At 34.9% G+C, this 15,185-nt stretch carries 14 protein-coding genes; 4 read left to right on the top strand and 10 right to left on the bottom strand.

Annotated elements, in window-relative coordinates; translation table 11 throughout:
- Window positions 1-79 precede the first annotated feature (79 nt).
- From JJJ02_RS04565 to JJJ02_RS04545, 5 genes are all read right to left on the bottom strand, one after another.
- Window positions 80-1,543, bottom strand: coding sequence for a coproporphyrinogen III oxidase (locus JJJ02_RS04565; RefSeq protein ID WP_239243204.1), 1,464 nt, complete (start codon window positions 1,541-1,543; stop codon window positions 80-82).
- Between the two features lie 96 nt (window positions 1,544-1,639).
- The gene (locus JJJ02_RS04560) at window positions 1,640-2,008 is read right to left on the bottom strand and encodes a YlbF/YmcA family competence regulator (protein ID WP_099576673.1); all 369 of its coding nucleotides are present in this window, start codon (window positions 2,006-2,008) and stop codon (window positions 1,640-1,642) included.
- 67 nt (window positions 2,009-2,075) lie between these two features.
- The gene (locus JJJ02_RS04555; RefSeq protein WP_240837636.1) at window positions 2,076-3,206 is read right to left on the bottom strand and encodes a DUF445 domain-containing protein; all 1,131 of its coding nucleotides are present in this window, start codon (window positions 3,204-3,206) and stop codon (window positions 2,076-2,078) included.
- Between the two features lie 87 nt (window positions 3,207-3,293).
- Window positions 3,294-3,758: an XRE family transcriptional regulator XdrA gene (gene xdrA, locus JJJ02_RS04550; protein ID WP_111716291.1), complete on the bottom strand. Its 465-nt coding sequence runs from the start codon at window positions 3,756-3,758 to the stop codon at window positions 3,294-3,296.
- Window positions 3,759-3,940: 182 nt separating this feature from the next.
- Window positions 3,941-5,245: a dicarboxylate/amino acid:cation symporter gene (locus tag JJJ02_RS04545; RefSeq protein ID WP_111716289.1), complete on the bottom strand. Its 1,305-nt coding sequence runs from the start codon at window positions 5,243-5,245 to the stop codon at window positions 3,941-3,943.
- Window positions 5,246-5,463: 218 nt separating this feature from the next.
- On the opposite strand from JJJ02_RS04545, the gene JJJ02_RS04540 reads away from it, so the two are divergent.
- Entirely contained in the window at window positions 5,464-6,339 is an 876-nt protein-coding gene (locus JJJ02_RS04540; protein ID WP_111716287.1) for a cation diffusion facilitator family transporter, read from the top strand.
- Between the two features lie 466 nt (window positions 6,340-6,805).
- On the opposite strand, the gene JJJ02_RS04535 is transcribed toward JJJ02_RS04540, so the two are convergent.
- Window positions 6,806-7,231, bottom strand: a complete 426-nt coding sequence (locus tag JJJ02_RS04535; protein WP_240837634.1) for a hypothetical protein — start codon at window positions 7,229-7,231, stop codon at window positions 6,806-6,808.
- A 140-nt stretch (window positions 7,232-7,371) separates the two neighbouring features.
- Between JJJ02_RS04535 and JJJ02_RS04530 the strand changes: the two genes are divergently transcribed.
- On the top strand, window positions 7,372-7,641 hold the full coding sequence (locus JJJ02_RS04530) for a GNAT family N-acetyltransferase (protein ID WP_096075987.1): 270 nt from the start codon (window positions 7,372-7,374) through the stop codon (window positions 7,639-7,641).
- Between the two features lie 361 nt (window positions 7,642-8,002).
- On the opposite strand, the gene JJJ02_RS04525 is transcribed toward JJJ02_RS04530, so the two are convergent.
- The 3 genes from JJJ02_RS04525 to JJJ02_RS04515 are packed head-to-tail and all read right to left on the bottom strand — an operon-like array spanning window position 8,003 to window position 11,299.
- On the bottom strand, window positions 8,003-8,626 hold the full coding sequence (locus JJJ02_RS04525) for a response regulator transcription factor (protein WP_239243200.1): 624 nt from the start codon (window positions 8,624-8,626) through the stop codon (window positions 8,003-8,005).
- Window positions 8,604-9,737, bottom strand: a complete 1,134-nt coding sequence (locus JJJ02_RS04520; protein ID WP_239243199.1) for a GAF domain-containing sensor histidine kinase — start codon at window positions 9,735-9,737, stop codon at window positions 8,604-8,606. Before JJJ02_RS04520 ends, JJJ02_RS04525 begins: the two co-directional genes overlap by 23 nt.
- A gap of 20 nt (window positions 9,738-9,757) precedes the next feature.
- Window positions 9,758-11,299: a bifunctional GNAT family N-acetyltransferase/carbon-nitrogen hydrolase family protein gene (locus JJJ02_RS04515; RefSeq protein ID WP_111716279.1), complete on the bottom strand. Its 1,542-nt coding sequence runs from the start codon at window positions 11,297-11,299 to the stop codon at window positions 9,758-9,760.
- 123 nt (window positions 11,300-11,422) lie between these two features.
- On the opposite strand from JJJ02_RS04515, the gene JJJ02_RS04510 reads away from it, so the two are divergent.
- On the top strand, window positions 11,423-12,241 hold the full coding sequence (locus JJJ02_RS04510; RefSeq protein ID WP_239243198.1) for an RluA family pseudouridine synthase: 819 nt from the start codon (window positions 11,423-11,425) through the stop codon (window positions 12,239-12,241).
- A 79-nt stretch (window positions 12,242-12,320) separates the two neighbouring features.
- Window positions 12,321-12,932: a nitroreductase family protein gene (locus JJJ02_RS04505; RefSeq protein ID WP_239243197.1), complete on the top strand. Its 612-nt coding sequence runs from the start codon at window positions 12,321-12,323 to the stop codon at window positions 12,930-12,932.
- Between the two features lie 77 nt (window positions 12,933-13,009).
- Here the strand turns inward: JJJ02_RS04505 and JJJ02_RS04500 are convergent, their stop codons facing one another.
- Window positions 13,010-15,160, bottom strand: coding sequence for an RNA degradosome polyphosphate kinase (locus tag JJJ02_RS04500; RefSeq protein WP_111716274.1), 2,151 nt, complete (start codon window positions 15,158-15,160; stop codon window positions 13,010-13,012).
- Window positions 15,161-15,185: the final 25 nt, after the last annotated feature.

Raw genomic sequence — 15,185 nt, 5'->3', positions numbered from 1 at the left:
TCTTGTTACATCATATTTTACATTAAATCATATAAAATTGTTAGACAAGTCGAAAAAAAGCATCTAAAGTGATATCACTTTAGATGCTTGTGTAACATTGCGTTAATTTTTCAATCTTTTTGTCTGTATAACTTTCATAACTATTGTTATATGATTTCGGGTCTTTTGGATTTAAAAAGTTTTCAATCTTACCAGTAACAGGATCGATAAGCTTGCTTGATGCACCACAACCCAGTCCAATAATAGTTTGGACTTCTTCCATGATCAAAATATTATATAACGAAGCTTCGTCCTGTTTAGAATAACCAATGTTCTCAAGATTTCCAAGTATGTTTTTCTGACGATATAAATAATACGGAATATAATCATTTTCTATAGCAAATTGCCTTGTCATGTTCATCATATGAATGATTTCATCTCTTGGCGCCACTGGATACTTTGCTTTATTACGTGTCATCTCACTCGCTGTTTTAAAGCTCAACGTATGTACCGTTAATGACTCTGGATTTAATTTTTTCGTCTCCTGTAAAGAGTTTTCCACTTCAACGCGTGTTTCATTTGGTAATCCGATAATTAAGTCCATATTAATATTATTCATATGGTGTGCGCGTGATAGTTGAAACTTATCAATCGTTTCCTGAACACTATGATGGCGTCCAATCGCTTTTAAAGTAGCGTCTGTAAAGCTTTGTGGATTAATACTGATGCGGTCGATATCATAATGATTAAGTACATTCAGCGTTTCCGTATCAATCGTATCGGGACGTCCTGCTTCCACTGTAACTTCACGTACATGCGTCATGTCAAATGATGTGTATACTGTTTCAAGCAGCAACGATAGATCGTTCGGTTCAATCGACGTCGGTGTACCACCACCAAAGTAGATAGAAGTCACTTTAATATCATTATCTTTTAACCATGCTGCAGTATGCTTTATTTCGTGAATTAATCCTACTAAAAATTCTGGTACCTGATCTTTAAATACACGTATTGCATATGCTGGGAATGTACAGTATGCACATTTAGTCGGACAGAAAGGAATTCCGATATAAATACTTACTTCACGTTCAAGCTGATAAAGATCAGGCATAGCAGTTAATTGTGTGTGTACGATATCTCTCATCAAGTCAATTTTCTCAATGGAAATTAAATAATCACGTACCAATATTTTCGTAATTTCTTCATGGGTTAGTCCTTGTCTATAATATTTATGGTATAGTTTCGTCGGTCTTATGCCAGTCAGTGTTCCCCAGCTTTGAACAATGCCTGTATGATCAGTTAATATCGTAATTAAAGTCTCACCAAGCGCCTGTTTCATATCGCGCTTTGTAACACCATTTCTTTTTGCAGATTGCGTATATGTTTTACCATTTATGGTCATTGTTGTCGTAACAGTTGTTTCATCTTTTTGCTCGATATTAAGATTGATCTGATTATCTCCAACACCTTCAAATAAGTAGCTTTCTTCAAAATACAGATTGATGATATTTTTAATATAGAGTTGAATTGAATCGAACTGTTCATGTTTTAAATAAAACTTCATTGTATCCCTCACAAAAAAATAAACAAAAAGCATATCACTTTTTGTTTATTTGATAATTTATTTAATTATTGTACTTGAAAGCTTAAATTTTAGCAATTAAGCTTCAGGCGTATCTTCAGTTTGTACGCCATATAATTCTTCTAAAGGTTTCATGATAACACGATTAATTTCCTGAATCATGAAGCTCATTTTTTGTTCTGCTTCCATTAATTTAGAAATGTTTTCATCTTTTTCGATTAATTCAGCAGTTGACTGTGCTGCATTTAAATCGTCTTCTGTAATTTCCTGACCAGACATTTGTTTTTCCTGTAAATTTAACTGAATCTTTCTGAAATCATCAAAGATTTTCTTTGATTCAGGGTTATTGTTTACTGCAGAGTAATGTTCTTTAATCGCATTGTATTCGTCGCTTTGACGTAATGCGCTTTCTAAACGGTTTGCTTCATCATAAATATTAACTGACATAATCATTCTCCTTTGAATTTACACATAATTTAATTGTTCGTAATAAATATACCATAAACGGCGCTCATTATACAAAGAGAGCGATTACACCTTGTACTAAACCGATAATGCCTCCGAGCAGGAAGCCTAAAAATGTAATCATCTTTAATTCCTTGTTTGATATTTCAATAACGAGTCGCTCTAAAAACGATAATTCGAAGTTATCAATCTGCTGTTTGACGATTTCCGCGATATGTACTTTCTCTAAAATTTCAGCAATATTATCTGATGTTTTAGAGATTGCATAATGCACAAATCTGTCGCTGCCTTCATCTTCCATATATTCAAAAGCTTTTGGTGCAAGTGTGACAAGTGGTGTAGACGTATAGCGTTTTAAGTCGACTTGCGTGATGATTTGCTCGATTAAATTTTCTTTAATCGTGTCTATTTCCTGGTTACTGATAAAGTTAGACGGTTGTTTAGTTAACAACAGATGATATTCACGATTTACTTCAGTAGCGATGATATTGTTTAACTTTTCTTCTCTACTTAATGCATTAAATTCTTTAATAACACGATCTGCAATCATCTCTTTCGTCATAAACATTTGAATCATGCTGACAACGCGACCTTTTTCCAAAAAGAAACGATCGATCATTTGCATCATATCATCATACCCTTTTGCTGAATTAACATAGTCACGTAATTTTTGCATGATCATTGGCGGCAAACTTTCAACTTGTGTATCAATCTTCCCACGTAAATCAGCGGGTAATAAATTTGCTATTGGTTCATTTTTGTGCGTTAAAATTGCGTGATCAATGACTTGCGAAAGTTGAAGACGTAGTTTCTCATTGCCGAGCGCACTTACATCTATATTAAAGCGTCGTGCAAAATCGTCGACTGAATATTGTCCTGTCTTTAACGTCTGAATCTGACGTACGATAAAGTCTTTAATAAACCTTTCTGTTTGCGGGGTCATCAACTTTTCTTTAAAGATTTCTGGCGTGAGTAAATGTTCTGTTACCATTTCTCCCATCTTAACTGACAATTCGTTACGACGTTTTGGAATGAGTCCTGGTGTAAACGGTAATTGTTTACCAAATAAAAATTTTGGTTCAAATGGTCTAAATAACATCTTTATTGCGATATAATTTGTAAATCCACCGATAAGTGCACCGATGAGTCCCATAAATAATACGATTAATACTGCGTTCAATATGCCACCTCTTTATTTTTTAATACTTATTAGTTTAATACCTCTATATAAAAAAAACAAACGCTGGATAAGCGTTTGTTTAGTATATTATAAGCTTACTAAATTTTCATTTTTCTTCTTATTAAAGAACATTTCCGCTTCACGTGCTTTATTTGATCCATATAATGGTTGCGTTGAACCATCTAATACACGGTAAAGGTTAGAAATTTTGTTTTGTTGTAAGACGATGTCACGATCTGATTCAATCGTAGTCCACCATAATTCATTTTTGTTATCCTGATCCGGATATGAACATGCCCCACGTGAAATCACTTGAATCACTTCAAGTGGATCTCCACCTAAAGTATTTTGTAATACTTCTGAATCTCTGAATAATGCACATAATGAAACGCATGTTGTCCAGTTCGGTAATACACGTTCTTTCTCAATTTGAACTAACGTTTTCTTTGATAAGCCGATTGTCTGAGCCATAGTATCTTGTGTATATCCCGCTTCGATACGCACCATTTTGAATTTTGTTTGAAGTAAATCTGTGAATTGCTGTTTATCCATTTTCTATACGACCTTTCTCTCTAAATATAAATTTATGTCAGTAAATGCTCTTAAAATATAAGTTGAAAAAATACACATTCATCTAAAGTGACTTTACCATCTTAATATAATTTACAAAAAATTAAAAGAGGAAACCCTTAAAAGTTTCCTCTTTTTTTAAAATTATTTTTTTAATGTCACAATTATGCAACTTTCATACCTTTTTTTGCTAAATAACGCTTTTCCTGTTCAGAAATTACAACTGCACAAGCAGCATCTCCAGAAATGTTAACAGCTGTGCGCGTCATATCGAGCAGTCTGTCTATTCCTAAAATAATTCCGATTGCGGCAGGATTTAAACCGACTGATGTCAGAACCATTGCAAGCATTACAAGTCCAGCACCTGGCACCCCTGCAGTACCGATAGATGCTACGACTGCTACGACAACAACTGTCACCATCTGTCCAAGCGTTAAATCTACACCTGAAATTTGAGCGATAAAGATTGTTGCAACACCTTGCATAATCGCTGTACCATCCATATTAATCGTCGCACCTAAAGGTTGTACAAAAGATGATATTTCTTTACGTACTTCTAAATTATCTTGTGCACATTCTAAAGAAATCGGTAATGTCGCATTTGAACTTGATGAACTGAATCCAACCGTCATTGCCGGTGCGAAACCTTTAAAGAACCAGATAGGATTTCTGCGTGCTAAGAAACTGACTGCACCACCATATACTAGAATCATATGTAAAAATAGACCTAATAACACAACGAAGAAATACATTGCCAGCTGTTTAATAGCACCAAACCCTGCATTCGTAAATGCTGTTGCAACTAAACCGAATGTTCCTAGTGGTGCGAAATACTGCATAATTGCTGTTACGATAAACATCAGTATTTCATTTGTCTGCTCAAACAGTAATTTTACTGCTGAAACTTTTTCGCGTAATGCAATCATTCCGATACCAATAAATATCGCAAACGTAATCACTTGCAGCATGTTTGTTTCACTCATCGCAAGTACAGGGTTTTTCGGAATTAAATTGATCAATGTCTGATCAAAAGTCTGGGTGGCAGGTGTGCCTTCTTCTTCTGCTGCAGCAGCTTTTTTCTTCTGTTCTTCAGCATACGTTTTTACTTCTTCACTATTTAACAGCTCACTTTTACCGTCACCTGGTTTAAATACTAAAGCAAGTGACATTGCAAGGGTGATAGCTAATGCAGTCGTTACTAAAAAGAATGAAATCGTCTTTAAACCGATAGAACCTAAATGTTTAGGATCACCTACACCAAGCACACCTAAAACAATAGACACAAATACTACTGGTACAACAAGCATAAAGATTAGATTTAAGAATATTTGACCGATTACATTAAAGACATATTGATTGATCCACTTAACCCAGCTTGCATCCTGATATATATTAAAGAATGAACCTATAGCAATACCAGCAATTAATGCAATAATAATCCTGACTGTCATGTTCCCTTTTATTTTCATAATATCCTCCTCAACAACCGAATTTTCTGACTATTACAAATAATTATAAATTATTTCTATTTCAATGTAAATTGTAATTTTTATAATTATGAATTTTTATGAATAAAAATCTTATTTGTATTTACTATTACAAGCATAATAATTTTTATATGATTCACTGCAATTCACTAGATATTTCTTCCCATTTGTTTGATAATAATAAGACATGATTTGAGAGGATGAAAAAAGTGCAGGTAAAAGATCAACTCGCAAAAGCTCAGCAAGGTGCAAAAGTCAGTATCATAATGTATGTATTGCTTACTACGATAAAATTGTTATTCGGTTATATGAATGGCTCACAAGCGCTTGTTGCCGATGGATTAAATAACGCGACTGACGTTGTATCATCAGTTGCTCTGCTTATCGGACTTGCAATTAGTATGAAGCCAGCAGATGATAATCACAACTATGGTCACTATCGCTCTGAATATATCGGTTCACTCATTGCTGCATTCATTATGTTTGCAGTCAGCGTTCAGGTAATCCTTCAGGGCATTCGACACTATATCAATCAGGACTTTTCAACGCCATCCATTGAAACAGCAGTAGTAGCGATATTATCAGCGTTAGCGATGCTACTCGTCTATTTCTACAATCGGAATTTAGCGAAGAAAGTAGATTCCAGTGCATTAAAAGCAGCAGCTGCTGATAACCTGTCCGATGCGCTTGTATCACTTGGAACATTTGTAGGTATTGTCGGCGTATTTATGGGACTGCCCTTCTTAGATACAGTCGCAGCAATCGTAGTTGGCTTGCTAATCATGAAAACAGCAATTGAAATATTCTTTGAAACAGCTATTACATTAACAGACGGCTTCGATGCAGAAACACTTGATGAGATGAAGAAAATCGTCTTAAATGTTGAGGATGTATTATCCGTTGTAGATATTAAAGGAAGAAATCACGGTGTCATGACATTTATCGATGTTACCGTAACAGTAGATGCAAATCTTACAGTGGCGGAAAGCCATGATATTACTGAAAATATAGAACACGATATTAAAGAAGCATATGGTGCAATTGAAACAATCGTTCACTTAGAACCACATGAATAGGAAATGAATACAATATGTATAAAAGACGAGCATTCCTATTTAGGTTGTCTCGTCTTTTCCAAACAAAAGCTCTCTTAAGTTAGTGCGCTTTTCAAATTTTTTCTCTAAATTGTAAAAGATTATGAATATTAAAATAAAAATTATAAAATAAACCCATAGATAGTGTTTAACAAAATACAATATAATCATAAGTGTAACCATAAAAATAAAAATCATTGTTCTTGAAAAATAAATAAATCGTCCATCTTTCTTCAAATCATATGGATAGTTTAAATGTGGATCTGATTGTAACCGATTCATATTGCGATTAAATTCTTTATGAAAATCTATGAAATGATAAATACTTACGATTATAATAACTGCTAATAATACGCCTCTATAAAATCTATCTTCAATAGTCACAAAAAGTATAATCCAAGTATATTTAAAAATATTATTAAAGTTCTTTTTAAACCAGGATAATATATTATTTACCACGGTTAAACACCTCTCTTACCTCACTATGTCGTTCGAAGTATTCATCAAATATAACAAGAACCAGAACAATGCCGCCGAAGACCATAATATAATTCCACAGATTACCCCATTCAATCATCATCACGACATAAACTAAGTAGTATGTAGCGAGTTTAAATAACACAGGTATTAACCAGACGATGAAATAATCAGTTTCTTTATTGATGAAATAATTAATATGCGTAATTTTTGTATGACGATACTCATTTATAATATAGACAGTAAGTTTAACAACGAAATAGAGCATAACGAAAGCAAGTACAATGAGAAGAATACGTTCTGCCCACATTTTTGGTAACCAGTCCTTCATAGCCATATAACTAATCATAAAAATCAATGTTAACCATTCATCCTTCGCCCACCATTTATCTATCATCAGGTAACCTCCTATTTTAAGTATTATTGTATACTTTTACCATTATCAATTCAATTACTATCTGCTTAATTGCTTTATTAAACCGGCTAATACATTTATACTTAATCTAAACAGAATTCACTACGAGGAGTGTTATTATTATGATGGCTGTAAATCATAAAGAAAATTTATTTTATATCGGTGATGTATCAAGCCCTAAAGCGCAAATGACTTATGTGCCGACTGGAGAAGATAAAATTATTATCGATCATACCGAAGTTAACGATGAATTACGTGGTCAAGGTGCAGGTAAGATGATGGTAGAAGCTGCGGTTAAATACGCACGTCAAAACAACAAAAAGATTATCCCATTATGTCCATTCGCTAAAAGTGTATTTGATAAAACACCTGAATTTCAGGACGTATTATAAAAGAAAACCAGCCCTATGAAGATTATCATAGGGCTGGATTTTTGATGATGTTAAACGTGTCCGATATATCACTTTTATCGGACAAGACGTCCTTGATTTACGCTATTTTGCTCTCAACATGTCCGATATATCACTTTTATCGGACAAGACGTCTTCGATTTACGCTATTCTGCTCCCAACATGTCCGATATATCAGTTTTATCGGACAAGACGTCCTTGATTTACGCTATTTTGCTCTTAACATGTCCGATATATCACTTTTATCGGACAAGACGCACTTGATTTCAGCTGTTTCTCTCATTACGTGTCCAATATTGCCTCGTTATTGGACACATTAACTTCGGTATTCTCCAAAGCATACCTATTTATACAAATTATACTTCGCACCATACATCGAAGCCTGCGTGCGATCTTTCACTTCAAGCTTTGCAAAGATATGACTAACGTGGGTCTTGACTGTCTTCTCTGATACAAATAACTGCTCTGCTATCTCTTTATTGGTTAAGCCTTTTGACATTTCAGCTAATACTTCCAGTTCTCGCTTTGATAATGGATTCTTTATATGCGGCAAATTCAGCCCGGATTCTTTATATGCTTCTACACTCGGATGGAACGCCTGGGCGCCAGATAGTACCTGTTTGATTGTGTGAATCAACACATCAGGTTCACTGTCCTTCATTTCATAGCCATCTGCTCCTGCATCTATCACACCCATTACATGTTCTTCATCAACAAAACTTGATAATACAAGCACTTTCACTTCGGGATAGCTGCTTTTAATGGCTTTAGTTGTTTCTATGCCGTCCATGTTAGGCATTACAAGATCCATAATAATTAACTCCGGCTTATCATGTTCTTTAAGATATGACACAACTTCACTGCCATCACTGAAATCAGCAACAACATCAAAGTCTGCTTCTGTTGATAGTAAAAATTGTAATCCTTGTCTCACAATATGATGATCATCTACGATTATTATTTTCATGTTGTTGTCCTTTCGGATAAAAAAGTTCTATTATTGTTCCGACATTTTCTTCGCTTTTCATATTAACTTCTGCGCCTATCTCATTGCTGCGTTGCAGTATATTCTTTAGACCATGCGTCGGTAAAGTTTTTGCTGAAGTTACTTTAAATCCTTTACCTTTGTCTTCTATCTTCATTATAAACTGTTCACTTTTCTGCGATAAATGAATGGATACTGCATCTGTTTGAGCATGTTTCTTAACATTATTCATTGCTTCCTGAATAATTCTGAAGATTGTATGTTCTACTTTACTTTCCAGATTGAGTAGACCAGTTACTTTGATCGTTACATTTAATCCTAACACTTCTGCGTAGTTCTTTACAGCTTCAACCAAGCCTTGTTCTAATCCTACCGGTTTCAACTGCCAGATTAATGCACGCATTTCGTTGACTGCATCCTGACTGGTAGATTCTATCATCTGAAACGCCTGAATAGATTGCTCGTCCTTACTCATCGTCCCTGCTGCATGCGCAGTGAGCTTTAATGAAAATAGCATCTGATTAACTGAGTCATGCAAATCACGAGCGAGTCTATTTCGTTCTTCCTGTAATGCGGTCTCTCGTGCTTTCTCAGTAAGATAGATACGTTTGATTGCACTACCGATTTGAAAGGCCACAGACTCTAATAAGGCGAGATCTTCTTCTGAATAAATTTTAGTGTTCGGTGTCGCTACATTTAATAACCCAAATCTTTCATCGCCTGATTGAAGTGGCACTGTTGCATGATGTGTAATACCACCGGTCTTATCACTATATTGTTTATTCGCTTTTACAATTCGTGAACATGTAATAATATTACTCGCTTTCGTTAACTTCTTCTGATGATATCGCGATACACACCAGCACGGTCCTTCTGTCATATAACGACAATCATCCATAAGCAAAGCATCCGGCAATCCATATTCAGATGCCAACGCATGGGTCCCGTCTTCATCGATAAAGAATATCCATCCAGTAGAAAAATTGGTCCCCTTAACCAATCGGTCAAGGGCACCATTCATCATAGAATATACTTCTGTCTCTTCATTTAAAAATTCAGCAATTTCTTTTAAAAGTAACGTACTATTCTTCATAAGCACACCATTCTTTTATATTAGTCACGTCTGTATTCAACGCGGTATAAATCATGTCTTCTATCACGTAACTGACGGACAGTTCCGTCTTCTCGACCACGACGTAATACTTCTAAGTCAACATCACCGATCATAACCATCTCATCATTTTCACCCGTTTCACCGACGATACCGTCACGTGCAAATCCAAAGTCACTTGGTGTATAGATACCAGAAGCAGAATACTGGATATCCATATTTTCTGTTTGCGGTAAGTTACCACATGTCCCACTCGTAACAGTATAGATTTGATTTTCTATCGCACGTGCCATTGAGCAATATTTCACGCGCAGATAACTTTGTCTGTCTTCAGTTGAGAATGGTGTGAATATTATTTTAGCACCCTTCTCAGTTGCAATACGTGCCATCTCTGGGAACTCACTATCGTAACAGATTTGAATGGCAATCTTGCCACAATCTGTATCAAACACTTCCACCTTTTTACCAGGTGAAATACCCCACCATCTGCGTTCATTTGGCGTAACATGAATTTTATATTGCTTTTCAATTGATCCGTCGCGTCTAAATAAGTATGAAATATTATAAATATCATCATTTTCTTCAACGAAGTGACTGCCACCAATAATATTAATATTATATCGCATCGCAAAGTCATTGAACATTTCAATATATTGTTCCGTATATTTTGTCAACTGACGGATAGATTCTGCTGGATTTCTCTTCTCATCAAAACTCATCAGCTGTGTTGTTAATAATTCAGGGAAGACAACAAAGTCACTACCTGCATCATATGCTACATCAACGAAATATTCGATTTGGTTCGCAAACTCCTCAAAAGAATCAATTTTACGCATCATGTAGTTAACTGTACAAATTCGTACGGGATAACTTGTTCTGAAATGTAGGTTAGATTTAGCAACGAAATCAGGGTTGTTCCACTCCATTAATGTTGCATACTTACTACTTTTCACATCGTCTTTTAAATAGTTCGGATTAATACGCATCAAAGTAAATCCGTTCATAAACTGGAATGTAAGTACCGGATCCTTAATCTTACGTTTCATCACGTCATTGACATATTCACGCGGTGTCAACTCATCCTGATATTGATGATAATTCGGAATACGTCCTCCGATAATGATTGATTTTAAGTTAAGTTCATAAGCGATTTCACGACGTGCTTCATATAAACGTTGTCCAACACGCATACCACGATAATCTGGATGAACCATCACTTCAATACCATATAAGTTATGTCCATTATCATTATGGTTAGTAATATATCCTGAATCCGTAATATCATTCCAGGTATGTTTATCATCATATTCATCAAAGTTAATGATCAAACTTGAACATGATCCAATAATTTTCTCTTCATATTCAATAACCATCTGTCCACGGGGAAACAAGTTAAGATGTGATTCTAAATGTGCTCTTTCCCACGGTTCCATACCAGGAAAACAAATTTTTTGTAGTGCTATAATTTCATCGATATCATCAAATGTCATTTGTCTTGCTTCAATCGATTTATTAAATTTCTCTAAATTAATTTCTTCAGTCATGTAAATTCTCCTTTAATTCATCTATAATAGTATATAAGCGAATGATGATTTATATAAATTTTAATATGATATTAAATATTACCCTATTATTATACGACTTAAATACGATTTAGGAGAAAAATTATGATTATAAATATTACAAAAGAATGGGATGCTTTAACGATTGAAGAAATGTTAAAAGCTTTACACATTCCTAAAAAGCCGATGCATGAATTCAGAATGTCAAAGGATATCATGATCAATGGTGAGACTGCTACATTAAGAAACAAACTTTCTGAAGGTGATCAGTTATACTTACCGATTACAGAAGAAAAAAGTGCATACAAATCAAGTTACCGTCTTTGTGAAGTAAAATATGAAGATGAACATTTAGCAATCCTGGTAAAACCTAAAGGTGTGAAAACACATCCTAATGATATGGCTGAATCTAATACACTACTCAACCATGCCATCTACACGTTAGACTCAGCATATGTAGAACCGGTACACCGTCTTGATCAGGAAACAGTAGGATTGCTACTTGTCGCAAAAAATCCTTTCATCAAAAAGATACTCGACCGTATGCTTGAAGAACGAGAAATCACACGCACATATCGTGCCAAAGTTAAAAGTCATCTTCCACTTAAGAAACAAACAATCGATCTACCAATCGGTAAAGATAAGTTTCATCCCAATAAACGTCGTGTTTCACAAACAGGTGATCGCGCAGTAACGCATATTGTTGATTCAAAAGCTTTAGGCGATGGTATCGCAGAAGTTGAATTGACATTAGAAACTGGACGTACACATCAAATCCGTGTGCATCTTGCAGCAATCGGTTATCCTGTTCTTGGCGATCCGCTGTACAGTGATTCTAACTTACGACAGCTTGCGCTTGAAAGTTACAAGCTGGAATTTATCCATCCACTTACTCAGAAAAAGATTACTGCAATACTTGATTAAGCAGTTCAATTGCATAATATTTTAAAGATTTATATGATAATAATCGTATAAATCTTTATTAATTTTTAGGAGGCGCATCATGGAAAATGCAATACAGCATAAGTTATTAACACGTAAAGCGGTCAAAGTTTATGACCCTGAATATAAAATGTCAGAAGCAGCATTGCTTGAAATATTAGAAGCTGCTAATCAGGCCCCTTCAGCATGGAATCTGCAACACTGGGAATTTCTTGTTGTTCATAGCGATGAAGCAAAAGCAAAGTTATTACCACTAGCATACAATCAGGCACAAGTGAAAGATTCAAGTGCAACGATTATAATATTAGGTGATAAAGAAGCGAATAAAAATATCGATACAGTATTCGACCCTGCCATCGAAGCAGGTACGATGACTCAGGATATTAAAGATATGATTGCCGGTCAAGTAAACGGTGTCTATCAAAATGAAGCATATGCATATGAAGCGGCAATTATGAACTCTGCATTTCCGGCAATGCAAGTGATGAATTTTGCTACACTTAACGATTTAGGTACATGTGCAATTGGCGGATTTAATCGTACCGGTATACAAGAAGCCTTTAATATCGATGAAAGATATGTACCTGCACTGATCATTACGATCGGTAAAACGTTGAAAGAACCTAGAACAAGTGAGCGTCGTGATATTAAAACGGTTACTACATTTGTATAAAACAATTAATTTCAAATCAAAAATAAAAAGCGAGCCATTTCGTATGCAATATACGAAATGGCTCGCTTTTTTACTTCTTATTTCTTCAGACGATCTCTGACAAATCCTAATAATTTGGCACGTTTACTCATTACTGGTTGAGGCTCAGTAACTTTAGGCTTCATCAATGTACGTTTATAATTTTCTGCCTGATTCACAAGTTCTTCCTGTGAATTTACAGCATTCTGATCATTACGTACATAATGGTATACACCGCTTGCATCCTGCTCACGTGCTTTTTGGTTATCATTAAGCTGAAGCTCTAAAATTTCTTTTAGTTCGTTCACAATCTTTGGATCTAAGATTGGGAATAAAATCTCTACACGTTTAATCATGTTACGTGTCATCATATCTGCAGAAGATAGATACATCTTTTCTTCACCGTTATGATAGAAGTAATAAATTCTAGAATGCTCAAGGAATCTACCAACAATACTGATTACACGAATGTTTTCACTAATGCCTGGGATACCAGGACGTAAACAACAAATTCCACGAATGATTAACTTAACTTTCACGCCAGCCTGACTTGCCTCATATAATTTCTTAATAACCGTCTTATCAGTTAATGAATTCATCTTAGCGATAATTAAGCCATTACCAAATTCTTTATGACAATCAATTTCCTGATTGATATGTTCAACAAATTCATCGCGAATTTCAAATGGTGCCACATGTAATTTCTTATATGTTGGTTTTTCTGAATAACCACTTAAATAGTTAAAGAAATTCATCGCGTCCTGACCAATTTCTTTATTCGTTGTGATAATACCCATATCAGTGTAGATTTTAGCAGTCTTATCGTTGTAGTTACCTGTACCTAAATGGACATAAGGTACTACTTCGTCACCTTCTTTTTTCACGACTAAAGTAATTTTAGAGTGCGTTTTTAAGTGTGTCATACCATAAATTACATGACATCCCGCTTCTTCAAGCATACGCGCCCAGTGCACATTATTCTCTTCATCGAATCGCGCTTTCAACTCTACAAGTACTGTTACTTGTTTACCAGCTTCAGCTGCATTCTTCAATGCATCAATAATAGGTGAGTCACTTGATACACGATATAACGTCTGTTTAATCGCTAATGTATTAGGATCTTCAGAAGCCTGTTTAATAAAATCTACAATCGGTTGGAATGACTCATATGGATGGTGGAAGAAAATATCATGTTTCTGCGCTTCTTCATAAACGTTACCACCATTTAAATATTTCGGTGGTGCCGCTTCAAATGGTTTAAACGCAAGCTGTGGATATTGCTTCTCTATCATCCCTGCTAACTGGAATAACATCGTTAAATCAAGTGGTCCATCTAACTTATAGATATCACGTGCTTCAATCTCTAATTCATTCATTAAGAAAGAACCGTTAATTGACGTGTCATGACGTGTATCGATTTCTAAACGAACAGCAGCACCACTCTTACGTTTCTTTAAGAATTTTTCAATTTCAATTAATAAATCTTCCGCACCATCTTCATGAATCGTTAAATCTGCGTTTCTTGTAATTCTGAAGGTAAACGTACGCACGACTTTATAACCAAAGAATAACTTATCGATGAAATGATTAATCACATCTTCTAATAATACGAAGATTGTACGTTCACCATTTTTAAGCTGAATAATACGGTTTAATAACGCTGGAATCTGAACAATCGCAGATTTCTTTTCACCAGCATCAGTTTCTACATCTACGAATATATTTAATGACTTGTTTGATAATTTAGGAAAAGGTCTGTAAGCGTCGATACCAAGTGGAGTCAACGTCGGTAAAATTTCAAAGTTAAACTTTTGTTCAATGATTTGATAGTTCTCAGGAGACAATTCATCAATTGCTTTAAAGAAAACCTGATATCCTTCTAACTCCTGAATCAAAGCTTTGTATTGTTCATATTGTAATTTAACGTTTTCACGATTTGCTGCATCAATTGCTATTAATTGTTCCGTTGGTGTTAACTGTGTTTTATTTTCGGGTTCATTAAAGTTCATTGCGACTTGATCTTTAAGTCCACCTACACGCACCATAAAAAATTCATCAGCATTTGAACTTGCAATTGCTAAAAATTTAAGACGTTCTAGTAATGGATTTTTCTTATCAAAAGCTTCCTCAATTACACGACGGTTAAAACCTACCCAACTTACTTCTCTGTTGTTATAAAATGCCTTGTTGTTTAAATCTAATTTTTCCATTATCGTCACATCCACTTTTATTGTA

The sequence above is a fragment of the Macrococcus sp. PK genome, from assembly GCF_022501545.1.
Lineage (GTDB): Bacteria > Bacillota > Bacilli > Staphylococcales > Staphylococcaceae > Macrococcoides > Macrococcoides epidermidis.
This window is presented reverse-complemented; position numbering and strand designations above follow the sequence as displayed.